Below are 24,969 nucleotides of genomic sequence, written 5' to 3' on the forward strand. Positions count from 1 at the left end.
AGCCTCCGAGCGTGCCCGATACGTGCCCGATCAGACGGATGACCAAGGGCAACAGCGGTCATCACGAGTAGCAGACGAAGAAGGCCCCCAACCGACGTTTCCGTAGGTCAAGGGCCTTGCCGTTCCCTGGTGGCGGGTAGAGGATTCGAACCTCTGTAGCTTTCGCGACGGATTTACAGTCCGCTCCCATTGGCCGCTCGGGCAACCCGCCAGGGCGCACCACCGCGTCGTAACGCGGCGGCGGAAGCAAGAATAGCGGTTGCCCCCGGTGCCGTCACAACCGGGTACCGTCAGGGGGTCCCACGCTGGTCAGCGGGGGATGGAACAGGACAGACCGCCGGACAGCAGGAGCATGATCATGGCAGCGAACCCGTCGTTCGACATCGTGAGCAAGGTCGACCGGCAGGAGGTCGACAACGCCCTCCGCCAAGCGGAGAAGGAGCTCGCGACGCGGTTCGACTTCCGCGGGACGGGCGCGGAGATCTCCTGGTCGGGCGAGGAGGCGATCAGCCTCCAGGCGGAGACCGAGGAGCGCGTCCGGGCCGCCCTGGAGGTCTTCAAGGAGAAGCTGGTCAAGCGGAACATCTCCCTCAAGTCGCTGGACGCCGGCGATCCGCGCTCCTCCGGCAAGGTCTTCAAGATCGACACCAAGGTGATCCAGGGCATCGACTCGGACAAGGCCAAGGCGATCAGCAAGAAGATCCGCGACGAGGGCCCGAAGGGCGTCCAGGCGCAGATCCAGGGCGACCAGCTCCGGGTCACCGGCAAGAAGAAGGACGACCTCCAGGCCGTCATCGCGTTGCTCAAGGGCGAGGACTTCGGCGTCGCCCTGCAGTTCACCAACTACCGGTAGGAGCGTCCGCCGGTCGCTGGTCGCAGCGCGGTGACGCCGCACAGCCTGGGCGGAGCCGTCGCCACGGGTCGTCGTGGGTAGCCCTGTGCGGCGCCGGACGGCCTGGCGACGGCCTCGCCCGCTTCGGTCAGGTGCGGCAGGCCGTCGCCGGCTTTCCGCATCCGGTGAGCAGGCCGGCACTGAGCAACAGCCCGCCCAGCGCGGAGAACCATCGGGCACGTGTTCTTCTCAATGCCGGCCGATGTCGGCGTTGCCGTCGGTGAAGGTTGGGGCAACGGGCGGTCCGGGCTCAGCGGGCGAAGACCAGCAGCAGGATCACGGTCACGATCGCGCTGACCAGGATCGAGCCGAGACAGCCGATCCGGTTCGAGAAGAAGACGAACATCCCTGCGGGTACCCGTCAGGACGGCATTGATCCGCCGGTGACGCTGAGCCGTCAGACGGCGACCGGCTGCTCGGCGCGTACCGCCACGGCCTCGGCGCGGGCGATGGGGCCGGCGGGCAGCGCGGCGACCGCGGCCCCGACAGCGACCGCCGCCCCGGCGAAGAGGAAGGCCCACGGCACGCCGCCGGCGTGGTCGACGATCAGCCCGGCCACCGCGCCGCCGGCAGCGCTCGCCGCCACCGACATGGTGACCACCCAGGTGTACGCCTCGTTCAGCATGCCCGCCGGGGCGATCCGGCCGACCAGGGTGTTCTCCAGGGTCAGCGCGGGGGCGATGGTGGCCCCGCCGAGCACCAGGGCGACGCCGAGGGCCAGCGGGGTGGGCATCACCGCGAAGACGGCGAAGCTGGCCGCGACCGCGCCGAGCAGCCAGGCGAACTGACGGGTCATGTTGGCGGCGGGCTTACGTACGCCGAACCAGAAGCCGCCGGCGGCGCTGCCGATGCCCCAGACGGCGAGCAGCAGGCCGGCGAGGCTCTCCGGGTCGTCGGCGGTGGCGTCCCCGGCGAAGGCCGGGACGATGACGCCGGCCGCGCCGAACGCGATGCCGAGCATGGCCACGCAGAGCAGCAGGGCCGGGAAGCCGCCGACCCGCAGCGGGCCGAGCCCTCGGGCGTGGTGTTCCCGGGGGTGCGGCCGCCAGCTCCGCATCACCTGCCCGAGCGCGACGGCGGTGGTCCCGACCAGGGTGACCACGGCGGCGCCGACCAGCGCCGCGGCGGCGTCGGAGATCAGCACGAAGGCGGCCACCAGCAGCGGGCCGAGCACGAAGACGATCTCGAAGAGCGAGGTCTCCGCGGCGAGTGCGGTGTTGCGCAGGTGGGCCCGGCCGGTGGTCGGGGCGGTGAGGTCGTTCCACGCACCTCGGATGGCGGCGGTGAGCGGCGGGTAGGTGGCCCCGGCCGCGGCGGCGGCCAGGTAGATCAGGGCCAGGCTGCCGGTGCCGGAGCGGCTGGCCCAGAGCAGGCCGAAGAGCGCGAGCGGATGGGCGACGGCGGTGGTGAGCAGCACCGGCGTGGGGCCGACCCGGTCGGCGATCCGGCCGGCCACCGGGCTGAGCGCGGCGCCGGAGAGGGCGTAGACGCCGCCGGCCACCGCGGCGAGGGAGTACCGGTCGGTCACCTCCTCGACCACGAGCAGCAGCGCCAGCGAGGTCATGCCGATCCCGAGCCGACCGATGATGCCGAGGATCAGCAGCATCGGGGCGCCGGGGATCCGCCAGACGCCCAGGTAGTGGCGCAGCGCGGCCAAGGGTGCACCTCCGGTGCGGACAGGTAACGAGCGGAATCCCTTCCGACCCTAACGCCGCAGGTCGCCGTGGGGATGGTCGACTCGCTCACACCGGTGGCCCGGGGCGGGGCTGCCTCGCCGGCCGGGACGCGGTAGGTTGCTGATCGAACTAGGTCCATACCCCCGCAGACTCCGCCCAACGCCGCACGGAGGTCCGATGACCGGCACCACCATCGAACCGCTGCGGGTGGAGATCTACTCGCTGTACGCCGACGCCCGCCCCACCGAGGCCGCCTCCCCGAGCCTGCGCGGGTCGCTCCCGGCCCGGGCTGTGCAGCAGTGCCCGCCGGTCGCCGCCGGGTCCGGTCTCGGCTGGTACGTTCACCCGCCCGCCGACTTCGCGCTGCGCTGGGACGGGCAGGAGACCGAGTGGAGCCTGCTGGAGGAGAACGAGCCGGTCCGCTGGCGTTCGCTGGCCGGCGGGTACGACGGCAAGCTGCCCGACGCCGCCGCCCAGCTCGCGAAGGCACCCGACCGGTTCCGGGACGACCTGGACATCTTCGACCGGTACGGCGGGGAGATTCCGTTCATCAACGCCGACCCACGGGCGGCGAACATGATCGAGCTGGTCACCGGCGTGGTGGCCCGCACTTCGCCGGGCTGGTGCCTGCTGGCCCGCGGCGTGCCGAACTGGCCCGCCCAGGCCGGGCTGCAGATCTACGAGGGCGTGGTCGAGACCGACTGGTACACCTCGCTCCTGCCGACCATCATGCGGCTCACCGAGCCCGGCCGGGTGGTACGCCTCTACCGCGACCTCCCGCTGATGTGCCTGCAACCGGTGCACCGCTCCACGCTGGAGGCGGCGCGCAAGGCCGAGCTGGTGACCGGGCAGGGCCTCGCCGAGTGGCCGGACGACGTGTGGGGGGACTTCGTGGCGTTGCGCCGCCGCCGACAGGACCCGGAGATCCGCAGCAGCTACCGGCGGGAGCAGGCCCGCCGGCTGCGTGAGCACGCCAACTACCAGCCGATCGGCGTTGAGGAAGCGGACCAGCCGAACTGATGACCGACGCCGACGAACGGCTCGCGCCACCGCCCGGCTACCGAGCCCTGTTCCGCCATCCGGTCGCCTCCCGGCTGGTTGTCGCCCGCGGGATCTCCGAACTGGGCGACTTCGTCGGGCTGGCCGCCCTGCTGCTGCTCGCGTACGACCAGACGCAGTCGGTGCTCGGCCCGGCCACCGTGTACGCCGCCCGGACGCTGCCCGCCCTGCTGGTCGCCACCGTGTTCAGCGGCTGGCTGGACGTTCCGGCCCGGCGCACCATGCTGGTCGGGCTGTCGCTGGCCGGTGCGGTGCTGATCGCGATTCCGACCGCGGTCCCCCGGCTGGTGCCGGCGATCGTCGCGGCCGGCCTGCTGGGCGCGATCCGGGCCGCGTACTCCAGCGTCAACGTGGCGATCGCCGCCGAGGCGGTGGACACCCCGCTGCGACTGCCGCTGTTCGGCCTCTCCGCCTTCGCGAACCAGCTCGGGCAGGTGACCGGCCTGCTCGCCGGGGCCAGCGTGACCGTGGCGCTCGGCCCCCGGGTGGCGCTCCTGGTCGACCTGGTGTCGTTCCTGCTCGCCGCTGTCGTCCTGGCCGGGCTCCCCGGCGGCCGGGGGGAGCGCCGCAAGGCCCGGCCGCCGGCCACCGCGGGCGTGCGCACCATCGCCGGCCACCCGGTGCTGCGCGGCGTCGCCCTGCTCACCCTCGGCACGGTGCTCTCCGGGGCGTTGCCGGAGACGCTCGCCCCGAACCTGTCCGGTGGCGCCTGGCGTCCGGTCGTGCTGGCCGCCTCGGCGCTCGGCGGCGCGGTCTTCGTGCTGGTGGCGGGGCGGCGGGCCTGGCTGGCCCGGGTGGCCGGTCAGGTGGCCGCCGCCGCCACGTTGGGCGGGGCGCTGCTGCTGGCCGGGGCGCTGGTCGCGGTCGACGCCCCCGCCTGGGCGCTGGCGGGGGCGAACGCGCTGATCGGCGCGGGTGGTGGCTGGCTGATCGGGGCACAGGCGACCTTCGCCCGGCTGGCACCCAAGGAGCGGATGGGGCAGGTCGAGGCGACCATCGTGGCCGGGAACATCGTCGTCTCCGGCTGCGGGATCTTCGTGCTCGGCAGCACGGCCGAGCTGTTCGGTCCGGCCACCGCGTACCTGGCCGCGGGGGTGGTGCTGCTCGTCGCCGTGCTGTTCACCCGGCCGGACCAGTTGCCCGAGGCCACTTCCTGAGACACGTCCGCCCGCGTCCGGCGTCGGACGCGGGCGGCGTGGTCGGTCGGGTCAGCGCTGGAACTGCACCGGCCCGGAGTTGCGGGCCATCTGCTCCAGCCGGGCCACCCGCTGCTCCATCGGCGGGTGGGTGGAGAACATCGCGGCGATGGCGCCACCTCGCTTGAACGGGTTGTCGATCATCAGGTGCGCGGTGCTGGTGAGCTGGCCCTGCGGGGGCAGCGGACGCGTCTGCGTCCCCATGTGGATCTTCCGCAGGGCGCTGGCCAGCGCCAGCGGGTCCCGGCTCAGCTCGGCGCCGGACTGGTCGGCCTGGTACTCGCGGCTCCGGCTGATCGCCAGCTGGATCACCGTCGCCGCGATCGGGCCGAGGATCAGGGTGAGCAGTAGCACCGCCGGGTTCGGGCCGTCCTCGTCGTCGGAGGAGCCCAGCGGGATGAACCAGGCAAGGTTGGCCAGCGTGGTGATGATGCCGGCCAGGCCGGCCGCCACGCTGGAGATGAGGATGTCCCGGTTGTAGACGTGCGACAGCTCGTGTCCGATCACGCCGCGCAGCTCGCGGTAGTCGAGGACCTCGACGATGCCCTGGGTGACGCAGACCGCCGCGTGCTGCGGGTTACGTCCCGTGGCGAACGCGTTGGGCTGCGACGTGGGGCTGACGTATAGGCGGGGCATCGGCTGGCCCGCCTGGGTGGAGAGCTCCCGCACCATCCGGTACAGCTCGGGGAACTGTGCCTCGCTGACCGGTTGCGCGCCCATCGAGCGCAGCGCGAGCTTGTCGGAGTAGAAGTAGGTCACGCCGTTCATCAGCAACGAGACGACGACGGCGATGACGAGGCCGCCACTTCCGCCGAACCAGTAGCCGACCGCGAGGATCAGCGAGGTCAACAGGCCGAGCAGCGCTGCGGTCTTCAGACGGTTGTGATGCACGATCGCTCCTTCGGTGCGCGGGCCCGCGCGGGACCCGCTGACCGGTTCAACACCACCGGTACCCGTCAACCATCCTGCTCATTGCTGAAAGTTGGCTGAGGATTTCTGTGGGCCGGCTGTGCGCTCTGCGCACCGAGGGACGAAACGCCCGCTCAGCGGGCGGCCAGGTCGAGCACGAGTTGCGGGGCGAAGCCGACCACCACGGCCAGCGCGGTGGCCACCCCGAGGGCCACGACCACCACCCGGGCCGGCCGGGCGGTGACCGGTCCGGGCGCGGCGTAGAGGGTGGCGGCCAGGCGCAGGTAGTAGGCCAGGCCGAGGACCGCGTTCACCGCCACCACCAGGGCGAGCCAGCCGGCGTGCCCGGCCAGCAGCGCGCGGACCACGGTGACCTTGGCGAAGAGCCCCGCCAGCCCGGGCGGCAACCCGGCCAGTCCGATCAGGGCGAGGGCGAAGGCGCCACCCACCCACGGATGCCGGCGGGCCGCCCCGCTCAGGTCGGCCAGGGTGCCACCGTCCCCCTCCGCCGGCCGCAGCGCCACCACCGCCGCGAAGGCCGCCAGCTCCAGCAGCACGAAGAACACCGCGTACGCGACGGCCGCCGCGTACGCCGCGGCGCGGGCGTCGGCGGTGCGGCCACCGGCCAGCGCCAGCGCGCCCAGCGGGGCGAGGATGTAGCCGGCCTGGGCCACCGAGGACCAGGCGAGCAGCCGGATCGTGCGCCGCTGGCGCAGCGCCACCAGGTTGCCGACGGTCATGGTGAGCACCGCCAGCAGCGCCAGCACCGGCCCGGTGACGGTGGCCGGCAGCGCCCGCTGCACCACCGCGAGCAGGGCCACCACCCCGCCCAGCTTCGACGCGGTCGACAGGTACGCGGCCACCGGCAGCGGCGCGCCGTCGTAGGTGGCCGGCGCCCAGGCGTGGAACGGCACCGCGGCCACCTTGAACGCCAGCCCGGCCACCACCAGCGCCACGGCGACCGAGGTGAGCGGCAGGTCGAGCAGGTCCTCCCGGTCGGCGAAGGCGGCGCCGAGCCGGTCCAGGTGCAGCCCGCCCGTGACCGCGTAGAGCAGCGCCGCGCCGAGCAGGGTCAGCGTCGTCGCCACCACGCTCACCACGAAGAAGGTCAGCGCCGCCTCGGCGCCGGCCACGCTGCCCCGGCGCAGCCCGACCAGGACGTACAGCGGCAGGGTGAGCGTCTCCAGTGCCACCACCAGGGTGATCAGGTCGCCGGCCGCGCCGAGCACCACCCCGCCGGTCAGCGCGCAGGCGAGCAGGAAGCAGTACTCCCCCACCGGCGTCCGGCCGGCCCGCAGCAGCGGACCGGACAGCGCCAGCACGCCGAGGGTGAGCAGGGCGAAGACCACCGCGACCAGGGCCGCCCGGCCGCCGTACAGCCACGAGCAGTCGGCACCGACGCAGAAGGTTCGCCGCTCACCGCCCGTGCCGACCAGGGCCGCGCCGAGCGCAGTGGCCGCCGCGCCGGCCGCGGCCACGGCCACCGTGACGGCGGCCCGGGCCACCAGCAGGTCGGCCAGGAGCACGAGTACGGCCGTGCCGCCAGCCAGGTACGCCGGCAGCAGCGCCACGTGGTCCACGCTCTGCACCAGACTCATTTGGTGACCACTCCCACCAGGGCCTCGACCGGGCCGGAGGCGTAGGACAGGACGAGGGCGGGAACCAGGCCCACGGCGAGGGCGAGCAGCACGAGCGGTGCCCAGGCGGTCAACTCCGCCCCGGCCAGCCCCGGCGCGAGCCGCCCGACCGCCGGGCTGGGCCGGCCGTGGGTGACCCGGCGCAGCAGCCGGAGGAAGTACGCCGCGGTCAGCGCGCCGCCGAGCGCGGCCAGCACGGCCAGGGTGGTCCACAGCCCACCGCCCCGCCGGACGGCGGCGATCACGGCGAACGCCTCGCCCCAGAAGCCGGCCAGCCCGGGCAGCCCGAGCGAGGCGACCGCCGCGAAGCCGAGCAGCCCGGCCAGCCGGGGCGCGGTCTCCCGCAGCCCGGACAGCTCGGCGAGCGAGCCGGTGTGCGTACGGTCCTTGACCGCCCCGGCCAGGAAGAAGAGCAGTCCGGTGATCACGCCGTGCGCGATGTTGCCGATCAGTGCGGCCTGCAGGCCGGTGGCGGTGAGGGTGGCGACCCCGAGCAGCACGAAGCCCATGTGCCCGACGCTGGAATACGCGATCAGTCGCTTCAGCTCGTCCTGCGCCAGGCAGACCAGGGCGCCGACCAGGATCGCCGCGACGGCGAGCACCCCGAGCGCCGGGGCGGCCCAGCGGGCGCCCTCCGGGGCCACCCCGACCGCCACCCGGATCAGGCCGTAGGTGCCCATCTTGAGCAGCACCCCGGCGAGGATCACGCTGCCGACGGTGGGCGCCTGGGTGTGCGCGTCGGGCAACCAGGAGTGCAGCGGCCAGAGCGGGCTCTTCACCGCGAAGGCGAGCGCCAGCAGGGTGAACGCGGCGAGCTGGGTGCCCCGGGACAGCGCGGCGCCGCCGGTCAGCGTCACCAGGTCGGCGGTGCCAGCGGTGGCGACCACCACGTAGACGCCGACCAGCAGCAGCACCGAGCCGAGCAGCGTGTAGAGGGTGAACTTCCGGGCCGCCCGCCGCCGGTCCTCGCCACCCCAGCCGGCGATGATCGCGTACATCGGCAGCAGGACGACCTCGAAGAAGAGGAAGAAGAGGACCAGGTCGAGGGCGAGGAAGGTGCCCAGGATGCCCACCTCGACCACCAGCAGGAGCGCGACCAGCGCCTTCCCGCTGCCGCCGCCCTCGGGCACCCGCCACAGCGTGTACCCGCAGCAGAGCAGGGTGAGCAGCGCGGTCAGCGCCACCAGCGGCCAGGAGATGCCGTCCACACCCAGGTGGAAGCGGAGGTCCAGGCCGGGCACCCAGGGCAGGTTCACCTGGTGCCAGGGCTGCACGGCCGGCCGGGGGCCGTAGCCGAACCAGCCGTGGTCGCCGCCGACCAGCGGCAGGGTGGCGAGCAGAGTCAGCCCGGCGGCGGCCGTGCCGACCAGGCGTCCGGCCCGGTCGCCCGGGGTCGCGGCGGTCGCGACCGCACCCAATGCGGGCACCGCGAGGACCGCGATCAGCAGGAACTGTCCGAAGCTCATGCCATCCCCCCGATCAGGGCGGCGGCGAGGCCGATCAGCAGCGCGCCGGCCAGCACGGCGGCCGCCGCCCGCGGCAGCGCCGCCCGGTGCAGCGCGGCCAGCCCGCCGCCGACCCGCACCGCGGTATGGCCGGTCCCCTCCACCAGGCCGTCCACCCCCAACTCGTCACCGGTGCGCACGGCCCGGGCGAGCGCGGTCGTCGGGCGTACGACGAGGGCATGCTGGACGTCGTCGAGCCGGAACGCCCGGGCGAAGACCGGCCGCAGCGGGCCCAGGAAGCGGGCCGGGTCGGCGGCCGGGTCGCGGCGCCAGCCGGCCCAGGCGACGCCCGCGCCGACCAGCAGCAGGGCGAGCGGCAGGAGCAGCGTCGGGGCGAAATGGACCAGGGAGACGCCGAAGTCGGTCAGCTCGACCTCGGTGCTCGGCGCGAAGATCCGGTCGGTGAACGGCCCCCAGAACGCGGCCAGGCCGAGCAACGCGGCCAGGACGGCGAGCAGCAGCACCGGCCAGCGCATCAGCGCCGGTGGGTCGTGCGGGTGCGCGAGCGGGATGCGGGTGTCGCCGAAGAAGGTGCGCAGCAGCAGGCGGGTGGCGTACCAGGCGGTGACCGCGACGCCGAGCAACCCGGCCAGCCAGACCAGCCAGCCGACCCAGCCGGGGGCCGGGCCGGCGCCGTCCAGCGCGGCGGCCTCGGCGACCGCGAGCACTCCGTCCTTGCTCCAGAACCCGGAGAGCGGCGGCACCCCGGCGAGCGCGCCGAGGCCGACCACCGTGCACCAGAAGGTCACCGGCATGCCGGTGCGCAGGCCGCCCATCCGGGACATCAGCGTGGTGCCGACGGCGTGGATTACCGCGCCGGCGGCGAGGAAGAGCAGCGCCTTGAACGCGGCGTGGGTGAGCAGGTGGAACAGCGCCGCCGTGGGCGAGCCGACCGCGAGGGCCCCGGTCATGTAGCCGATCTGGGAGACCGTCGACCAGGCCAGCACCCGCTTGATGTCGTCCTGGGCGGTGGCCGCGAACGCCCCGAGCAGCAGGGTGGTCGAGGCCATCACCCCGAGCACCGCGAGCGCCACCGGGGCGCGTTCGAAGAGCGGGAAGAGCCGGGCCACGACGTACACGCCGGCGGCGACCATGGTGGCCGCGTGGATCAGCGCGGAGATCGGCGTCGGGCCGGCCATCGCGTCCGGCAGCCAGGTGTGCAGCGGGAACTGGGCGCTCTTGCCAGCGACCCCGGCGAGCAGCAGCAGGCAGGCGGCGGTGAGGGTGGCGGTGGAGTGGTCGTGGGCGAGCACGTCGGTGATCCGGAAGCTGCCGGCGGAGACGCCGAGCAGCGCGATGCCGAGCAGGAAACCGACGTCACCCACCCGGGTGACCAGAAACGCCTTCATCGCGGCGGCCGGCGCCTCGGGCAGCCGGCGGTCGTGGGCGATGAGCAGGTACGAGCAGAGGCCCATCACCTCCCAGCCGACCAGCAGCATGATCAGATCGCCGGAGACCACCACCACCAGCATCGCGGCGGTGAAGAGGCTGATCTGCGCCGCGTACGCCGGGTAGCGGTGGTCGACCTCGACGTCGTCGTGCGGACCGCGCCGGAGGTAGGCGATCGAGTAGACCTGGACGGCCAGCGCCACCGCGGTCACCGCCGTGGCGACCAGCACGGCCACCCCGTCCAGCCGGTAGCCCAGGGTCACCCGCAGCCCGCCCAGGTCCACCCAGGTCGTGGAAGCCTCGACCAGGTGGTCGGTCCGGGTCAGCAGGAGCACCGCGGTCAGCAGCGCCACGGAGGCGGCGGCCACGCCCAACGCGATCGCCGCCCGCCGGGCCCGGTCCTCGCCCGTCGCGCCGTCGCGCGGGGCGGGCGGCAGCAGCAGGCCGGCCAGGCCGGCCGCCAGCGGCACGGCCGGCAGCAGCGGCGCCAGCCACGTGGTCGCACCGGTCACCATGGTCCCGTCGCTCACCGCGGCACCTCATCCTTCGCCGGGGCCGCCGGCCCCTCCGAGGGCTCGGTGAGCGGCACGTCGTCCACCGTCACGCTGGCCCGCAGCCGGTAGAGCTGGAGCACGATGGCCAGCCCGACCCCGATCTCGGCGGCGGCCAGCACGATCACGAAGAGCGCGAAGACCTGGCCGGAGTGCGGGAGCTGGGCCCGCACGGTGCTGTCGGCGGTGACCAGGATCAGGTTGACCGCGTTCAGCATCAGCTCGACGGCCATCAGCACCAGGACGGCGTTGCGGCGGCGCAGCACGCCGTAGCCACCCAGGCCGAACAGCAGTGCGGCGGTGACGTACGGGATGACCGGCCTCACGCGCGCCCGCCCTCGTCGGCGGAGACGGCGACCGGGGCCGGGGCGGTACGCGGGCCGCCGACCGGCCGACCGGGATCGGCCGGCGTACCGGCCGCCGCCGGGCCGGAGCGGCCGATCTCCGGGCGGGACAGCACGATCGCGCCGACCAGCGCGGCGAGCAGCAGCACCGAGAGCACCTCGAACGGCAGCACCCAGGAGCGGAACACCTGCTCGCCGAGGCGTTCGGCGGTGCCCGCCGCGGGCAGGTCGACCCGGGACCAGTGGAACGCGTCGACCAGCAGCACCGCGAGGCCGAGGCCGCTGCCCCCGCCGATCAGCGCGGCCGGCCAGCCGGGCCGGTCCAGGTCGTCGGAGGCACCGATCGGGGCCCGGGTCAGCATCACCGCGAAGAGCAACAGCACCACCACCGCGCCGACGTAGATCAGCACCTGCACCCAGGCCACCAGCTCGGCGGCGAGCACCAGGTAGTCGCCGGCCAGTGCGCCCAGGCAGACCACCAGCCAGAGGCCGGCCCGGACCAGGTGCCGGGTGCCGACCACCAGCGCACCCGCGCCCACCGCCACCGCGCCGAGGGCGAGCAGCAGCACGTCCGCACCCGTCATGACGGCGTGCCTCCGCCCTGCTCAGCGCCGGGCTCCGGGCGTACCGCGGAAGGGGCCGGACGGGCGGCGGGCGCCGACGCCTTGCGGGCGGCGGTGGTCTCCTCCTTGGCCGGCTCGCCCTGTGGGTCGTGGGCCGGCGGTGGCGGCACGGTGGCCATCCACTCGCCGAGCTGGTCCTTGTCGTGCAGCAGGTCCTTGATGTCGTACTCGGCGTACTCGAACTCGGGGGACCAGTAGAGCGCGTCGAAGGGGCAGACGTCGACGCAGATGCCGCAGTACATGCAGAGCGAGAAGTCGATGTCGAACCGGTCGAGCACGTTGCGCTGGCGGGGGCGGGCGGCACCGGGCACCGCCACCTCCTCCTTGTGCGAGTCGATGTAGATGCACCAGTCCGGACACTCCCGCGCGCAGAGCATGCAGACCGTGCAGTTCTCGGTCAGCAGGGCGATCACGCCGCGCGAGCGCGGCGGCAGCTCGGGGGCGACGTCCGGGTACTGCTGGGTGGTCGACCGGCGGGTCATCGTCCGGAGCGTGACCGCCAGCCCCTTCACCAGTCCCTCGCCGCGCGCACCACTCCGCTCGCTCATGCCGCCCATCCTGCCCTGTGCCCCCGTCGCGCGCGACCACCACCCGGCGGATCGCCCGGTTGCGGGCCGACCACCGTCAGACGTCGATGGTGGGAGGCGGGGGGATCATCTCGACGCCGAGCTGCTGGAGCACCTGGAACAGCTCGTTGACGCTCCACACGTCCACGATCCGGCCGGCCTCGTCGAAGCGCAGGAACGATGCTCCCGAATAGCTGACCACCTGGCCGGTCGGCGGCACCGGGCCGAACTGGCCGGCCTGGGTGCCGGCCGCCCGCCAGTGCACGGCCACCCGGTCACCGGACGCCACCAGCTCGACGATCTTGTAACGGAGGTCGGGGAAGGCCGCCCGCCGGTCCCGGTGCCAGGCCAGCGCGGCCGCCGGCCCGGTCCCGCCCAGCCCCGGGCAGTCCGCGGCGATCAGGTCGTACGCGCTCTCCTCGCGGCCGGCGTTCCACACGTCGGCGATGAAGCGTCGGGCCGCCGCCTCCACATCGGTCACCGCGGCAGCCTAGCCCCGCTCCCGGCCGGTCGGCCTGTCGAGAGCCGCCGCAGCGACCATGATGGGACGGGACGACAACCTCGGGAGGCGGCGTGGGCGACAAGAGCGACGAGATCCTGGAGCGGACCGGCGGGAAGTACGTCGAGCCGGGCGGCGAGTTCACCCGGGACCAGCGCTACATCGCCACCCGGATCACCGCCGACGGTCGGGACGGCTGGCCGGTGGAGCCGGGCCGGTACCGGCTCGCGGTGAGCCGGGCCTGTCCCTGGGCGAACCGGCTGATCATCGTCCGCCGGCTGCTCGGGCTGGAGGACGCCATCTCGATGGCGGTGGCCGGCCCGACCCACGACAAGCGGAGCTGGACCTTCGACCTCGACCCCGGTGGCCGGGACCCGGTGCTCGGCATCGAGCGGCTGGCCGAGGCGTACTTCACCCGGTTTCCCGGGTACGACCGGGGCATCACCGTGCCGGCGATCGTGGACGTACCGACCGGGCAGGTGGTCACCAACGACTACGCGCAGATGAGCCTGGACCTGTCGACGGAGTGGCGGGCGTACCACCGGCCGGGGGCGCCGGACCTCTACCCGGAGCGGCTGCGGGGCGAGATCGACGAGGTCAACGCGATGGTGTTCCGGGACGTGAACAACGGCGTCTACCGGTGTGGCTTCGCCGGCAGCCAGGAGGCCTACGAAAAGGCGTACCACCGGCTCTTCGACCGGCTGGACTGGCTGAGCGAACGGCTGGCCGGGCAGCGCTACCTGGTCGGCGACACGCTCACCGAGGCGGATGTGCGGCTCTTCACCACGCTGGTCCGCTTCGACCCGGTCTACCACGGCCACTTCAAGTGCAACCGGCAGAAGCTTGCCGAGATGCCGGTGCTCTGGGCGTACGCCCGGGACCTGTTCCAGACCCCCGGCTTCGGCGACACCATCGACTTCGACCACATCAAGCGGCACTACTACGAGGTGCACCGGGACATCAACCCGACCGGGATCGTCCCGCTCGGCCCCGACCTGTCGGGCTGGCTCACCCCGCACGGGCGGGAGGAGCTGGGCGGCCGCCCGTTCGGCGACGGCACGCCGCCCCTGCCGGCGCCGCCGGACGAACGCGTCGACCCGGCGCACACCCCGCTGCGCGACCTCGGCTGAGCGCGCGGCAGGGGCCCTGCTCGGCGACGAGCCGGGCCCCTGCCTACATCGCGAGGCGGACGGCGGCGGTGAGCACGAGCTGGGCCAGGGCGAGGGGAACCAGCACCAGCCAGCAGAGACGCTGGAGCTGGTCCTCGCGCAGGCGGGGGTACGACACCCGGAGCCAGATGATCACGAATGCGACCGCGAACACCTTGATCAGGGTCCACAGCCAGCCGAGCTGGGCGTCGGCGAACGGGCCCTGCCAGCCGCCGAGGAAGAGCACCGTGGTCAGCGCGGCGATCACCACGATGCCGACGTACTCGGCGAGCAGGAAGAACGCGAAGCGCAGCCCGGTGTACTCGGTCATGTAGCCGAAGACCAGCTCGGAGTCGGCCACCGGCATGTCGAACGGCGGCCGCCGGATCTCGGCCAGCCCGGCGACGAAGAAGATCACCATGGCCGGCGCCTGCCAGAGCAGCCACCACGGTCGCCACGCGTCGACGATGCCGGGAAGGCTGAGCGTCCCCGCCGCCATCGCCACCGACGCCGCCGAGAGCACCAGCGGCAGCTCGTAGCCGAGCAGCTGGGCGGCGCCGCGCAGCCCGCCGAGGAGGCTGTACTTGTTGGCCGAGGCCCAGGCCGACATCAGCACCGCCAGCACCCCGATACCGACCACCGCCAGCACGAAGAACAGGCCGATGTCCAGCGGCTGCCCGACCAGGTCGCCCGGGCCGAGCGGGATCACCAGCAGAGCGAGCAGGTACGGCACCAGGGCCACCGCGGGGGCCAGCCGGAACACTGGCCGGTCCGCGTCGCGCGGGGTGACGTCCTCCTTCTGCACGAACTTGATCCCGTCGGCCACGAGCTGCGCCCAGCCGTGGAAGCCACCGGCGTACATCGGGCCGAGCCGGCCCTGCATGTGCGCCATCACCTTGTGCTCGGTCTGGCCGACGATCAGCGGCAGGGTGAGGAACGCGACCAGCACGCCCACCACCCGGAGCACCAGCTCCAACCAGGCGGGCATCAGTGGTCCCCCTCCTCGGGCGTGGCGTCGGCGGCCGGCTCCTGCCGGGGCGGGCCGGTCGGTCGCTCGCCCGGGGTCGGCCGGACGGCCCGCTCACCGGTGGCCGGCCGGGCCGGGCGCTCACCCGGGGCCGGGCGCGCCGGGCGTTCCCGGGCCGGCCGGGCCGGCGTACCCCCGCGCGGACCCTCGCCCACCCCGGCCGCGCCGGCCGGCGTGGGCGTCGTCCCCCACTCCCCTGGCGCCGGTACGCCCGGGGGCCGCATCGGCCGGCGGCCACCGCCGGCCTCCGACTCGCCCGGCTCCTTGGCGCCGGGCCAGGGCTTGGCCACCCGGGCGGCGAGTACGAACTCCTTGCGCAGCGGGTGCCCCTCGAACTCCGGGGGCAGCAGCAGCGGCCGCAGCTCGCCGTGCCCGTCGAACCCGATGCCGAACATCTCGTGGGTCTCGCGCTCGTGCCAGGCCGCGCCGGGGAACAGGTCGACCACCGATGCCACCACCGGCGCCTCCCGGGACACCCGGGTGCGCAGCAGCAGCCCGTGCCGGTGCCGGGTGGACCAGAGGTGCGCCACCACGTCGAAACCCTCGGCCAGTTCGTCGACCGCCGACAGCCAGTCGAAGAAGTCGCAGCCCAGCTCGGCGTCGTCACGGGCCGCGCGCACCGCGTCCGGCCAGTTCGCCGGGGGTACGTCCACCGTGGCGCGGGCGTAGCCCTGACCGCCGGAGACCGACGCGGTGGCCTCCACGGGCGCGAGCAGCGCGACCAGCCGCCGGGCGACCTCTTCCGGAGTCATGCCGCTGATCCTAGGGCCGGCGGCCCCGGTTCGTGTCGGGCCGCCCGCGTGCCTGCCGCCGGATCCGCTGCTTTGCGGGCGGGCTGCCGCCGGGCAGGGAAAGATGAGCACCGTGCGTGCTGTGACTGTGACTCCCGGCGTTCCGAACTCGCTACGGCTGACCGAGGAGTGGCCCGAGCCGGCCCCGGAGGAGGGGGCGATCCTGGTCGAGGCGCTGGCGGTCGGCGTCTGCGGCACCGACCACGAGATCATCGCCGGGTCGTACGGAGAGGCACCGCCCGGTCAGGAACGGCTGGTGCTGGGCCACGAGGCGCTGGGCCGAGTGCTGGAGGACCCGACCGGCAGACTCCACGCCGGCGACCTGGTGGCCGGCATCGTCCGCCATCCCGACCCGGTGCCCTGCACCAACTGCGCCGTGGACGAGTGGGACATGTGCCGCAACGGGCTGTACACGGAGCACGGCATCAAGGGACTCCCCGGATTCGCCCGGGACCGGTGGCGGGTGCAGCCCAAGTTCGCCGTCGGCCTGGACCCGGCCCTCGCCCAGGTGGGGATGCTGCTCGAACCGACCAGCGTGGTGGCGAAGGCTTGGGACCACATCGAGCGGGTCGGTCGCCGCGCCGAGTGGAAGCCGCAGACCGTGCTGGTCACCGGGGCCGGGCCGATCGGCCTGCTGGCCGCGCTGCTCGCCACCCAGCGCGAGCTGTCGGTGCACGTGCTCGACCGGGCGACCTCCGGCCCGAAGCCGGACCTGGTCCGCGCGCTCGGCGCCACCTACCACGCGACGCCGGTGGCCGAGCTCGACTTCGAGCCGGACGTGGTGGTGGAGTGCACCGGCGCGCCCGTCGTGGTGATGGCCGTGATGTACAAGGTCGGACCGACCGGCATCGTCTGCCTCACCGGCGTGTCCAGCGGCGGCCGGACCATCGAATCCGACCCGGGCGCGCTCAACCGGGCCCTGGTGCTGGAGAACAACGTCGTCCTCGGCTCGGTGAACGCCAACCGGCGACACTGGGAGCTGGCCGCCGAGGCGCTCGCCCGGGCCGACCGGGGCTGGCTGAACTCGCTGATCACCCGGCGGGTGCCGGTGGGGGGATACGCCGACGCGTACGCCCCCCAGCCGGATGACATCAAGGTGGTGCTGGACTTCCAGGCCTGACCGGCCGGCTCGCGGATCAGATGCCGGGCAGCCGGCCGTTGCGGAACAGGTCCACGAAGAGCTGGTGGTCCTCACGGGCCCGGATCCCGTACGCGTGCGCGAAGTCGACCAGGTAGCCGACGAAACCGTCCGCGTCGGCGTCGACCAGGGCCACGATCGACTCCTCGGTGGAGTAGTCGACCAGGTCGTGGCTGGACTCGTCGTCGGCGACCGAGTGCATCCGGGCCACCGCCCGGCCGAGGTCGCTGAGCACCCCGCTCAGCTCCTCCGGCTCGTTCACGTCGGACCAGTCCAGGTCGGCCGCGTACGGGGAGACCTCGGCGACGAGCTGTCCGACCCCGTCCAGCTCGGTGAAGCCGACCCACGGGTCGGCGTGCGCCTGCAGCGCCCGCTGCGACTCGGCCGTCCGGTGCCCCTGGTGCCGGAAGTACGACCGGACCCGCTCGTCGTCGATGTGCCGCGCCACCGCCGGCACCTGGGCCTGCTTCATGTAGATGACGACGTCGTTCTCCAGTGCCTGGGTGTGCCCCTCCAGCAGGAGGTTGTACGACGGCAGCCCGGCCGAGCCGATGCCCACGCCCTTGCGCAGCACCACGTCCTTGATGTTGGCGGCCACCGGGCGCAGCCGGGCGGTCGCCGTCGGCAGCGTGTTCAGGTAGTCGTGGAAGGCGGCGCAGACCTGGTCCCGGGTCTCGGCGTCGATCTCGAAGACACCGTCGCCGAGGGAGAACCGGCGCTCGTAGTTGTCGATGGTGGTCTGCGTGGCGAGCAGGTCCACCCGGGTGTTCAGCCGGGCCTGCTGGAGCACCCGACGCAGCACCCCGTCCGCGTTCTCCAGGGTGATCGAGCCGATCGCGTCGTCGCCACCGGCGGCGATGGCCCGCAGTTCGGTCAGGTACGACCGGGCGAAGCCGGTCACCAGCTCGCCGATCACCCGGTCGGAGAGCGCCTTGGCGTAGCCGAGCAGGGCCACGCTGGCCGCGAAGCGCTTCAGGTCCCAGGAGAACGGCCCGACGTACGCCTCGTCGAAGTCGTTGACGTTGAAGACCAGCTGCCCGGAGCCGTTCATGTAGGTGCCGAAGTTCTCCGCGTGCAGGTCGCCGTGGATCCACACCCGGCTGGTCCGCTCGTCGAGGAACCGGTCGCTGCCGAAGTCGCCGCGCTGGTCGGCGTAGAAGAGCGAGGCGCTGCCCCGGTAGAAGGCGAACGGGGAGGCGGCCATCTTGCGGAACTTGCGGCGGAAGGCGGCCGGGTCGAGCGCCATCGACGCGCCGAACTCCTCGGTCAGCACGTCGACGATGAAGGCGGAGCGCTTGTCCGCGGACTGGGTCATGGCCCGCAGGCTAGACCCCGCCCGCCAGGGCCGCCTCAGCCGGTCGGCGGACGTACCGGTGGGGCGGTGAGGGCTTCCACCGGGCGCGGCGCGGCGTCCGCCGGCGAGGTGAGCCGGTCCGGACGGTTGACCCCGCCGAGGCCGGCCTCCTCGGCGGCGATCTTCTCCTGGAGGCGGAGGATGCCGTGCAGCAGCGCCTCCGGGCGGGGCGGGCAGCCCGGCACGTAGACGTCGACCGGGATGAGCTGGTCGACCCCCTTGGTCACCGAGTAGGAGTCCCAGTACGGGCCGCCGCAGTTGGAGCAGGCGCCGAAGGAGATGACGTACTTCGGCTCGGGCATCTGGTCGTAGAGCCGCTTGACCGCCGGGGCCATCTTGTCGGTGACGGTGCCGGAGACCACCATAAGGTCGGCCTGCCGGGGGCCGTGCGCGAACGGGATGACGCCGAGCCGCATGAAGTCGTGCCGGCCCATGCTGGTGGCGATGAACTCGATCGCGCAGCAGGCCAGGCCGAAGTTGAACACCCAGAGCGAGTAGCGGCGGCCCCAGTTCAGCACGAACCGGATCGGCTCGCCGAGCACGGCCGGCAACTGCACCTCGGGCCTCCCTCACCTGTCCCCGATACGACAGTCAACCACAGCGCCGGAGACGGCAACCGACGCAACCGGGCCGGGCGTCGACACGTGTGACCGGCGTGGACCGCATCGGCGGCCACGGTGCACGGGGAGGACCGGATGACGGTGATGAGGAAACCGCGGCTCGGTGAGCCGCCACCGGAAGGGACGGCGGACCGGCCGGAGCGCCGGGAACGGGCCGAGGGGATCGACTTCGACGCGTTCTACCATGCGCACTTCCGGTCGCTGACGCTGCAGCTCGCCGCGTACTGCGGCGACCTGCCGCAGGCGCAGGACCTGGTCCAGGAGGCCTTCTGCCGGGCGTTCGCCCGGTGGTCCCGGGTGTCCCACTACGACGACCCGGTGGCCTGGGTACGGCGGGTCGCCTGGAACCTCGCCACCAGCCGCTGGCGCCGGCTGCGCACCGCCCAGTCCTGGCTGCACCGGCAGCGCGAGGAGCACGTGCCGGGTCCCGATCCGGACCGGGTGGCGCTGGCCATCGCGCTCGCCCAGCTCCCGACCAGCCAGCGCCGCGCGGTGGTGCTGCACTACCTGGCGGACCTCTCCGTCATGCAGATCGCGGAGCAGGAGGGGGTGCCGGAGGGCACGGTCAAGTCCTGGCTGCACCGGGGGCGAGCGGCGCTGGCGGCGCAACTCGCTGGCACGAACGAGGTGAAAGACCATGACTGAATTCGAAGACATCCTGGTCAGCGGCGAGTTCGCCGCGTTCCGCGAGGCGCACGCACCGGACGTGCGGCCGGCCGGGCCGGCCGAGGTGCGCCGAACCGTCCGCAGGCGGCGCCGGCGGGCGGTGATCGCCACCGCGGCGGTGGTGGCGCTCGCGGTGGCGCTGCCGGTCGCGGCGAACGCGGCCCTGCAGAACCGGCGGGCACCCGCACCGGCGGAGAGCGTCAAACCGACCCCGTCGGAGCGGACCCCGTCGCCGACGCCGTCCGCCACCCCGTCGCCCACGCCGAGCACGGTCGGCCCGACAGCGGCCGCCCCGAACGGCCGGATCAGCCGCGCTCAGCTGCTGGCCGCTCGCCTCGATCTCCCCAGCTGGCCGTCTTACACCCCGGAGTCCTGCACCGTCAACGACGTCCGGCTCGATCCAGGACCGGGAATCATCGAGCAACCCGTGCCGGTGCTGTTGGGCGACCCTCGCTACGGCGACCTGGACGGCGACGGCGCCCTCGAGACGGTGGCCCTGATCGGCTGCCTGTACGCCGAGGCCACGGCGAAGCAGGTGGTCGCGTTCGACCGGGACGAGAGTGGGCGGATCATCACCATGGGCCAGGTGGTCGGCGTCAGCGAGGGGATGGAGGACATCACGGACTTCTCCGTCTCAGCCGACGGGAAGATCCGAGCGCACGTGGCCGACATCCAGCCCTGTTGCAGCACCCCGGCGTGGTTTCCGCAGCGGCAGTGGCGGACGTACACCTGGACGGACACCCGGTTCAGCCAGACGGCGGGGCCGACGAAGTTCCGGACGGACCCCCGACTGACCGATCTGAAGCTGACCGCCGGCGACCTGGTCCTCGGACCGGCCGACGCCAGCGGGAAGCGCCCCGGGTCGGTCACCGTGACGGTGACCAACAAGGGACCGGTCGACGTGCCCGGGCTCGGCTTCGACAACTTCTTCACGATCGGTGAGCCGGCCGGCGGCGACCTGTCCCACTGCAAGATGAAGCCGTCGGACGCGACCGAGGCCTGCGTCCTGGACGGCCTGCGGGCCGGGGCGAGCCGGACGTACACCTTCCGGTTCCAGGTCGATCCAGAGGCGCCGCCGGGTGGTCAGCGGAGCCTGCTGGTAATCCACTTCGACGCGCAGGGGCGGTACTGGCGCGACCTGGCTCCGCAGAACAATTCGGTGGTGCTGAAGGTAACGGGGTGAGCGCGGTCTCCACCACCGACGCGGGGACCCGGCAGGCGCCGGGTCCCCGCGTCGCATTCACGACAAAAGATGTCGCAACGGGCAGCCAGGTCGGGGCGTGTTCCCAGTGCCGGCGGACGGAATCACCGCCGCCCACCCACGGGGATCACGGGAGGAACAGCAATGACCACACGTACGGCACGGATCGCCAGCGCGGTGCTCGGCGGGGCCGCGGCCCTGCTCGCCCTGCCGCCGCCCGCCACCGCCGCGACCGGGACCACGGCTCGGCCCGTCATCACCGCCCAGACGCTGGTCCTGAGCCCGACCGGCCGGGGGTACGTCGGGACGATGACCGCGACGGTGACCAACCCGGGCCGGGCCGCCACCACCGTGGACCTGATCGTCACCGAGCCGGCCGGGGCCTCGTTCACCACCGTCGAGCCCGGCGGCGGCCCCTGCCTCTTCGAGCGGCTGGTGGAGAACCGGCTCGTCGCCAGCTGCTACGGCGGCCGGCTCGAGCCCGGGGCGAGCCTGACGTTCCAGCTCGGCTTCCACGTCTGGACCACCGCTCGGGACTACCCGATGGTCGCCCGGGGCGGGCAGATCGCGGTGACGCCGGTGGGTGCCACCGACCCGTCGGACACCGCCCGGTTCACCACCCTGTTCGCGTCCACCACGGGCAGCCTGCGCCACCCGCGCAGCTATGAGCAGGCCACCGAGACGGACCTCAGCATTCGGGGCGGCGCGGTGGAACTGACCCGGCAGGCAGACGGGAGCCTCCAGGGCCGGATGCCGGTCACCGTCCGCTACGGCAACGACGCCCCGTCGTTCCAGTTGAACGTGGCCGCGAACCTGCCGGCGGGCGTCATCGTGTGGGGCACCGACCCGCAGGACATGCCGAGCTTCCCCGACTCGTTCACCGTGCCGGGCGGCCGGTTCATGCCGGGTGAGGAGCGCACGTTCGACGTCATCCTCCGGGCTCCGGCCGGAACCCCGGCGGGCACGCTGGGTGCCGGGTCGTTGACCGCGAGCGCGGGCTACTTCACCGACAGCCCGCTGCCGGACGTCGACCCGGCGGACAACACCACCTCGTTCACGGTGACGGCGAGCTGACCAGACGCTGACGACGGGCCCGGCGCAACCGCACCGGGCCCGTTTCGTCCCAGCGGACCCCCACGCAGTCGGTGATCTTCGATACGGTGCGGGTCAATGCCCATCGGCAACGGCGCGGCATCCACGACACGGGGAGGAAACACTGATGTCAATCACCATGCCCGTCGGCCGCCAGATCGCGGCGGGCCTGCTCGGCTCGGCGCTGGCGCTGCTCGCCGCCGCAGCGCCGGCCGCCGCGGCACCGACCGAGGCGACCGGAGCGTTCTCCATCACGGCGCAACAGTTGGTGCTCGACCCGACCGACCAGGGGTACGTCGGCACCTTCACCGTGACCGTCACGAACAACGGCGCGGTCGCCGACTACCCGTCGCTGGCCATCAGTGAGCCGGCCGGCGCCTCGCACACCACCATCACCCCCGGTGGCCCATGCCTCTACCGGGGGCTGGTGGAGAACCGGATGCAGATCCAGTGCGGTGCCGACGAACTCCCCGCCGGCGCGAGCCAGACCTACACGCTGGGCTTCCACGTGTGGACGACCCCGCAGAAGTACGCCATGGTCACGAACGCCGGCTCGATCGGCGTACTGGGGAGTGGCAGCAGCGAACTGTCCGACAACGCCGCCTTCACCACGCTGTTCCGGGCCGCCAACGGCAGCCTGAAGAAGCCCCGACCGTACGTCCAGGCGGTCCAGAGCGACCTTCGGGCCAGCACCACGGCCGGCACCGTCACCCTGAGCCGGCTCGCCGACGGCAGCCTGCAGGGCCGGATGCCGCTGACCGTCCGGTACGGCAACGACGCCCCGTCATATGACGTCGGCGTGGAGGCGACTCTGCCCGAGGGGGTCGTCGTCGACCACATCGAGCCGCAGGACGCCCCGAGCTGGAACCTGGGCTTCAGCGTGCCGGGCGGCCGGTTCATGCCCGGTGAGCAGCGCACCTTCGACGTCATCCTGAAGGCTCCGGCCGAGACCCCGGCGGGCGAACTGGGCGCCGGCTCGTACACGGTGACGTCGAGCTACTGCTGGTGCGAGCCCGTGCAGGACGTGAACCCCGCCGACAACACCACCTCGTTCACGGTCACCGCGAGCTGAACGACCGTCGCCCGGCCGGGTGCTCCCCGGCCGGGCGACTCGGTTCGTCAGCGCCCCGCCACCGAGGGGCCGGGACCGATCGCCAGCTTCGTCACCCCGGCGCGGATCCAGGCGGGAAGCACACTCGGTCCGGGGCCGATCGCCGCTGCCAGCACGCTCGGGTCGGGGCCGATCGCCGCCGTCAGCACGCTCGGGCCAGGGCCGATCGCCGCGGTCGCCACACTCGGGCCGGAGCCGATCGCCGCGACGGCCGTCGCCACCGCACCCCCGCCCAGGGCCAGACCCGCCAGGGCAGCCGCACCGGCCGTCGCGATCTTCCGAACGTTCATGTCATGTCCTCCCGTGTCGATCGTGCCGTTGGGGAGAACGGTACGCATCGGAAAGACCGCCAATAACCTCCGTATATACATAGACGCCTATACTTATGCCGATTGATCTGTCGTCTCCATTGTGTTCTGTGCCACATGCGCCGAGGGCCCCGAACCGGGGTGGTACCGGACCTTCGGCGTCGGCGAAGGTCACCAGGTCGGGCGTTGCAGCAGCCCGACGAACTCCACCAGCAGGCGTTCCCGCAACGCCACCGGGGCGGCGTCGAGCAGGGTGTTCACCGCCGCCATCCGGTCCGGCGCCGGACCGGCGCCCAGCCCGAGGCCGGCGGCCAGCCCGGCGATCAGCTCGGGGGTGAGCGCCTCGGGGGTGAGGCTCCCGGCGAGGGCCAGCAGCTCCGACGGCAGCACGACCGGCCCGGCCACCCGGGCCGCCGCGACCGCCTCGACCAGCGCCGGACCGAACTCGGCCACCCGGGGGGCCACCGCCGCGGTCACCGTCAGGTGCACGCTGGCCGGCAGGCCGGCGTACGCGAGCTGCGGCTGGGTGTGCCAGCCCCGGGCGGTCAGCTCGTCGACCAGCACGAACAGGTCGAGACCCGGGTCGTCGCTGGTGAAGCAGACCACGGTGGACGCCGGTTCGGCCATCAGCCGCAGCCCGTCGACCCCGCGGACCGCGTCGGCCAGCCCGGCCACCGCGTCCCGGGCCAGCGCCGCCAGCCGCAGGTAGCCGTCCTCCCCGAGGTGGCGCAGGGTGGCGTACGCGGCGGCGATCGGGCCACCCGAGCGGGTCGAGGCGATCACCGGGTTGACCATCGTGTAGCCGGGCCAGTCGGCGTACGCGAAGTACTGCGGCGCCCGCAGCCGCGGGTTCCGGTGCAGCAGGACCGACACCCCCTTCGGGGCGTACGCGTACTTGTGCAGGTCGACCGAGATCGACGTGACCCCCTCGACGGCGAAGTCGAACGCCGGCACCGGGGCGCCGAGCCGCCGCAGCCAGGGCAGGGTCCAGCCGCCGAAGCAGGCGTCCACGTGACAGCGCACCCCGGCCGCCCGCGCCAGGGCCGCGATCTCCGCGACCGGGTCGACCACGCCGTGCGCGTACGACGGCGCAGAGGCGGCGACCAGCACCGTCTCCGGCCGGATCGCGGCGGCCACGTCCGCCACGCCGGGGCGCAGGGTGACCGGGTCGACCTCGACCGGGTCCAGCTTCACCCGCAGGTAGTGGGCCGCCTTGGCGAAGGCGGCGTGCCCGCTGACCGGCACCACCATCCGCGGCTCGGCCAGGTCGGGCCGGGCGTCCCGGGCCGCCTTCACCGCCAGGATGAGTGACTCGGTGCCCCCGCTGGTGACGCTCCCGACCACGTCCGGGGCGCTCGTGGCGGGGCCGCCGGCCAGCAGCCGGGCGGCCGCGCCGACCAGGGCGTTCTCCATCGCCAGCAGGGACGGGAAGGCGGTCGGGTCGAGCCCGTTGACGTGTGCGCTCTCGGCGTACGCGGCCTGCGCCAGCTCGTCCAGCCCGGCCACCCCCGGGTCGTAGACATACGCGAACAGCCGCCCCCCATGCGTCGGCCGATCCCCGGCCCGCAGCGCCCGAACCTCCGCCAGCACCCGCTCCGCGGCCACCCCGTTGACGGGCAGCGCGCCCGCCGCCTCCTCGTCGATCATGGCCTTCTGGCGCCTTTCTT

General features: G+C 73.3%; 24 protein-coding genes and 1 tRNA gene. 9 read left to right on the forward strand and 16 right to left on the reverse strand.

The window, feature by feature from the left end:
- Positions 1 to 127: 127 nt before the first annotated feature.
- Positions 128 to 211, reverse strand: a tRNA-Tyr gene (locus ACFYOS_RS02150).
- Positions 212 to 358: 147 nt separating this feature from the next.
- Here ACFYOS_RS02150 and ACFYOS_RS02155 point away from each other — a divergent pair.
- Entirely contained in the window at positions 359 to 853 is a 495-nt protein-coding gene (locus ACFYOS_RS02155) for a YajQ family cyclic di-GMP-binding protein (RefSeq protein WP_387135019.1), read from the forward strand.
- Positions 854 to 1,289: 436 nt separating this feature from the next.
- On the opposite strand, the gene ACFYOS_RS02160 is transcribed toward ACFYOS_RS02155, so the two are convergent.
- On the reverse strand, positions 1,290 to 2,549 hold the full coding sequence (locus ACFYOS_RS02160; protein WP_387135022.1) for an MFS transporter: 1,260 nt from the start codon (positions 2,547 to 2,549) through the stop codon (positions 1,290 to 1,292).
- Positions 2,550 to 2,745: 196 nt separating this feature from the next.
- Here ACFYOS_RS02160 and ACFYOS_RS02165 point away from each other — a divergent pair, with 196 nt between their 5' ends.
- Complete coding sequence (locus ACFYOS_RS02165) at positions 2,746 to 3,588, forward strand: DUF6065 family protein (protein WP_387135024.1); 843 nt, start codon at positions 2,746 to 2,748, stop codon at positions 3,586 to 3,588.
- Positions 3,588 to 4,784: an MFS transporter gene (locus ACFYOS_RS02170; RefSeq protein ID WP_387135026.1), complete on the forward strand. Its 1,197-nt coding sequence runs from the start codon at positions 3,588 to 3,590 to the stop codon at positions 4,782 to 4,784. Before ACFYOS_RS02165 ends, ACFYOS_RS02170 begins: the two co-directional genes overlap by 1 nt.
- A 51-nt stretch (positions 4,785 to 4,835) precedes the next feature.
- On the opposite strand, the gene htpX is transcribed toward ACFYOS_RS02170, so the two are convergent.
- From htpX to ACFYOS_RS02210, 8 genes are all read right to left on the reverse strand, one after another.
- Positions 4,836 to 5,714: a zinc metalloprotease HtpX gene (htpX, locus tag ACFYOS_RS02175; protein WP_387135028.1), complete on the reverse strand. Its 879-nt coding sequence runs from the start codon at positions 5,712 to 5,714 to the stop codon at positions 4,836 to 4,838.
- 152 nt (positions 5,715 to 5,866) lie between these two features.
- Positions 5,867 to 7,330, reverse strand: coding sequence for an NADH-quinone oxidoreductase subunit N (locus tag ACFYOS_RS02180; RefSeq protein WP_387135031.1), 1,464 nt, complete (start codon positions 7,328 to 7,330; stop codon positions 5,867 to 5,869).
- Positions 7,327 to 8,835: a NuoM family protein gene (locus ACFYOS_RS02185; protein WP_387135033.1), complete on the reverse strand. Its 1,509-nt coding sequence runs from the start codon at positions 8,833 to 8,835 to the stop codon at positions 7,327 to 7,329. Before ACFYOS_RS02185 ends, ACFYOS_RS02180 begins: the two co-directional genes overlap by 4 nt.
- The gene (locus ACFYOS_RS02190; RefSeq protein ID WP_387135244.1) at positions 8,832 to 10,778 is read right to left on the reverse strand and encodes an NADH-quinone oxidoreductase subunit L; all 1,947 of its coding nucleotides are present in this window, start codon (positions 10,776 to 10,778) and stop codon (positions 8,832 to 8,834) included. Before ACFYOS_RS02190 ends, ACFYOS_RS02185 begins: the two co-directional genes overlap by 4 nt.
- 11 nt (positions 10,779 to 10,789) lie before the next feature.
- A complete protein-coding gene (nuoK, locus tag ACFYOS_RS02195) occupies positions 10,790 to 11,140 on the reverse strand; it encodes an NADH-quinone oxidoreductase subunit NuoK (RefSeq protein ID WP_387135035.1) in 351 nt (116 codons plus the stop codon).
- A complete protein-coding gene (locus ACFYOS_RS02200; protein ID WP_387135037.1) occupies positions 11,137 to 11,742 on the reverse strand; it encodes an NADH-quinone oxidoreductase subunit J in 606 nt (201 codons plus the stop codon). Before ACFYOS_RS02200 ends, nuoK begins: the two co-directional genes overlap by 4 nt.
- A complete protein-coding gene (locus ACFYOS_RS02205) occupies positions 11,739 to 12,329 on the reverse strand; it encodes a NuoI/complex I 23 kDa subunit family protein (protein WP_387135039.1) in 591 nt (196 codons plus the stop codon). Before ACFYOS_RS02205 ends, ACFYOS_RS02200 begins: the two co-directional genes overlap by 4 nt.
- Before the next feature lie 76 nt (positions 12,330 to 12,405).
- Complete coding sequence (locus ACFYOS_RS02210; RefSeq protein ID WP_387135041.1) at positions 12,406 to 12,828, reverse strand: ester cyclase; 423 nt, start codon at positions 12,826 to 12,828, stop codon at positions 12,406 to 12,408.
- Positions 12,829 to 12,920: 92 nt separating this feature from the next.
- Between ACFYOS_RS02210 and ACFYOS_RS02215 the strand changes: the two genes are divergently transcribed.
- Complete coding sequence (locus ACFYOS_RS02215; RefSeq protein WP_387135043.1) at positions 12,921 to 13,976, forward strand: glutathione S-transferase family protein; 1,056 nt, start codon at positions 12,921 to 12,923, stop codon at positions 13,974 to 13,976.
- 43 nt (positions 13,977 to 14,019) lie between these two features.
- Here the strand turns inward: ACFYOS_RS02215 and nuoH are convergent, their stop codons facing one another.
- A complete protein-coding gene (gene nuoH, locus ACFYOS_RS02220; protein ID WP_387135046.1) occupies positions 14,020 to 14,982 on the reverse strand; it encodes an NADH-quinone oxidoreductase subunit NuoH in 963 nt (320 codons plus the stop codon).
- Complete coding sequence (locus tag ACFYOS_RS02225) at positions 14,982 to 15,773, reverse strand: NADH-quinone oxidoreductase subunit C (RefSeq protein WP_387135049.1); 792 nt, start codon at positions 15,771 to 15,773, stop codon at positions 14,982 to 14,984. Before ACFYOS_RS02225 ends, nuoH begins: the two co-directional genes overlap by 1 nt.
- Before the next feature lie 112 nt (positions 15,774 to 15,885).
- Here ACFYOS_RS02225 and ACFYOS_RS02230 point away from each other — a divergent pair, with 112 nt between their 5' ends.
- Entirely contained in the window at positions 15,886 to 16,932 is a 1,047-nt protein-coding gene (locus ACFYOS_RS02230) for a glucose 1-dehydrogenase (protein ID WP_387135051.1), read from the forward strand.
- Between the two features lie 16 nt (positions 16,933 to 16,948).
- On the opposite strand, the gene ACFYOS_RS02235 is transcribed toward ACFYOS_RS02230, so the two are convergent.
- Both ACFYOS_RS02235 and ACFYOS_RS02240 read right to left on the reverse strand, forming a co-directional pair.
- Complete coding sequence (locus ACFYOS_RS02235; protein WP_387135054.1) at positions 16,949 to 18,265, reverse strand: DUF2252 domain-containing protein; 1,317 nt, start codon at positions 18,263 to 18,265, stop codon at positions 16,949 to 16,951.
- A 35-nt stretch (positions 18,266 to 18,300) separates the two neighbouring features.
- The gene (locus ACFYOS_RS02240; RefSeq protein WP_387135056.1) at positions 18,301 to 18,861 is read right to left on the reverse strand and encodes an NADH-quinone oxidoreductase subunit B; all 561 of its coding nucleotides are present in this window, start codon (positions 18,859 to 18,861) and stop codon (positions 18,301 to 18,303) included.
- A gap of 138 nt (positions 18,862 to 18,999) precedes the next feature.
- On the opposite strand from ACFYOS_RS02240, the gene ACFYOS_RS02245 reads away from it, so the two are divergent.
- The 4 genes from ACFYOS_RS02245 to ACFYOS_RS02260 all read left to right on the forward strand — a co-directional run bounded on the left by ACFYOS_RS02245 (position 19,000) and on the right by ACFYOS_RS02260 (position 22,955).
- Positions 19,000 to 19,569: a SigE family RNA polymerase sigma factor gene (locus tag ACFYOS_RS02245; protein ID WP_387135058.1), complete on the forward strand. Its 570-nt coding sequence runs from the start codon at positions 19,000 to 19,002 to the stop codon at positions 19,567 to 19,569.
- Positions 19,562 to 20,773 (forward strand): hypothetical protein, encoded by a 1,212-nt coding sequence (locus ACFYOS_RS02250; RefSeq protein WP_387135061.1) that lies wholly within the window; start codon positions 19,562 to 19,564, stop codon positions 20,771 to 20,773. Before ACFYOS_RS02245 ends, ACFYOS_RS02250 begins: the two co-directional genes overlap by 8 nt.
- 162 nt (positions 20,774 to 20,935) lie before the next feature.
- Complete coding sequence (locus tag ACFYOS_RS02255; RefSeq protein ID WP_387135063.1) at positions 20,936 to 21,865, forward strand: hypothetical protein; 930 nt, start codon at positions 20,936 to 20,938, stop codon at positions 21,863 to 21,865.
- A 145-nt stretch (positions 21,866 to 22,010) separates the two neighbouring features.
- Positions 22,011 to 22,955 carry a hypothetical protein gene (locus tag ACFYOS_RS02260; protein WP_387135065.1) on the forward strand — a complete coding sequence of 315 codons (945 nt, stop codon included), beginning with the start codon at positions 22,011 to 22,013 and terminating at the stop codon, positions 22,953 to 22,955.
- Positions 22,956 to 23,002: 47 nt separating this feature from the next.
- Here ACFYOS_RS02260 and ACFYOS_RS02265 read toward each other — a convergent pair whose 3' ends face one another.
- Both ACFYOS_RS02265 and ACFYOS_RS02270 read right to left on the reverse strand, forming a co-directional pair.
- Positions 23,003 to 23,284 (reverse strand): hypothetical protein, encoded by a 282-nt coding sequence (locus tag ACFYOS_RS02265; RefSeq protein ID WP_387135068.1) that lies wholly within the window; start codon positions 23,282 to 23,284, stop codon positions 23,003 to 23,005.
- A 189-nt stretch (positions 23,285 to 23,473) separates the two neighbouring features.
- On the reverse strand, positions 23,474 to 24,949 hold the full coding sequence (locus ACFYOS_RS02270) for a pyridoxal phosphate-dependent decarboxylase family protein (RefSeq protein ID WP_387135071.1): 1,476 nt from the start codon (positions 24,947 to 24,949) through the stop codon (positions 23,474 to 23,476).
- Positions 24,950 to 24,969: the final 20 nt, after the last annotated feature.

Source organism: Micromonospora sp. NPDC005806 (genome assembly GCF_042871425.1).
Lineage (GTDB): Bacteria > Actinomycetota > Actinomycetes > Mycobacteriales > Micromonosporaceae > Micromonospora.

What these genes read in the sequence shown, in the direction of transcription:
- ACFYOS_RS02155 (WP_387135019.1), top strand. Translation starts at nt 359, where the DNA reads ATGGCAGCGAACCCGTCGTTCGACATCGTGAGCAAGGTCGACCGGCAG.
- ACFYOS_RS02165 (WP_387135024.1), top strand. Translation starts at nt 2,746, where the DNA reads ATGACCGGCACCACCATCGAACCGCTGCGGGTGGAGATCTACTCGCTG.
- ACFYOS_RS02170 (WP_387135026.1), top strand. Translation starts at nt 3,588, where the DNA reads ATGACCGACGCCGACGAACGGCTCGCGCCACCGCCCGGCTACCGAGCC.
- ACFYOS_RS02180 (WP_387135031.1), bottom strand. Translation starts at nt 7,330, where the DNA reads ATGAGTCTGGTGCAGAGCGTGGACCACGTGGCGCTGCTGCCGGCGTAC.
- ACFYOS_RS02185 (WP_387135033.1), bottom strand. Translation starts at nt 8,835, where the DNA reads ATGAGCTTCGGACAGTTCCTGCTGATCGCGGTCCTCGCGGTGCCCGCA.
- ACFYOS_RS02190 (WP_387135244.1), bottom strand. Translation starts at nt 10,778, where the DNA reads ATGGTGACCGGTGCGACCACGTGGCTGGCGCCGCTGCTGCCGGCCGTG.
- ACFYOS_RS02200 (WP_387135037.1), bottom strand. Translation starts at nt 11,742, where the DNA reads ATGACGGGTGCGGACGTGCTGCTGCTCGCCCTCGGCGCGGTGGCGGTG.
- ACFYOS_RS02205 (WP_387135039.1), bottom strand. Translation starts at nt 12,329, where the DNA reads ATGAGCGAGCGGAGTGGTGCGCGCGGCGAGGGACTGGTGAAGGGGCTG.
- nuoH (WP_387135046.1), bottom strand. Translation starts at nt 14,982, where the DNA reads ATGCCCGCCTGGTTGGAGCTGGTGCTCCGGGTGGTGGGCGTGCTGGTC.
- ACFYOS_RS02225 (WP_387135049.1), bottom strand. Translation starts at nt 15,773, where the DNA reads ATGACTCCGGAAGAGGTCGCCCGGCGGCTGGTCGCGCTGCTCGCGCCC.
- ACFYOS_RS02235 (WP_387135054.1), bottom strand. Translation starts at nt 18,265, where the DNA reads ATGACCCAGTCCGCGGACAAGCGCTCCGCCTTCATCGTCGACGTGCTG.
- ACFYOS_RS02245 (WP_387135058.1), top strand. Translation starts at nt 19,000, where the DNA reads ATGACGGTGATGAGGAAACCGCGGCTCGGTGAGCCGCCACCGGAAGGG.
- ACFYOS_RS02250 (WP_387135061.1), top strand. Translation starts at nt 19,562, where the DNA reads ATGACTGAATTCGAAGACATCCTGGTCAGCGGCGAGTTCGCCGCGTTC.
- ACFYOS_RS02255 (WP_387135063.1), top strand. Translation starts at nt 20,936, where the DNA reads ATGACCACACGTACGGCACGGATCGCCAGCGCGGTGCTCGGCGGGGCC.
- ACFYOS_RS02260 (WP_387135065.1), top strand. Translation starts at nt 22,011, where the DNA reads ATGTCAATCACCATGCCCGTCGGCCGCCAGATCGCGGCGGGCCTGCTC.
- ACFYOS_RS02265 (WP_387135068.1), bottom strand. Translation starts at nt 23,284, where the DNA reads ATGAACGTTCGGAAGATCGCGACGGCCGGTGCGGCTGCCCTGGCGGGT.
- ACFYOS_RS02270 (WP_387135071.1), bottom strand. Translation starts at nt 24,949, where the DNA reads ATGATCGACGAGGAGGCGGCGGGCGCGCTGCCCGTCAACGGGGTGGCC.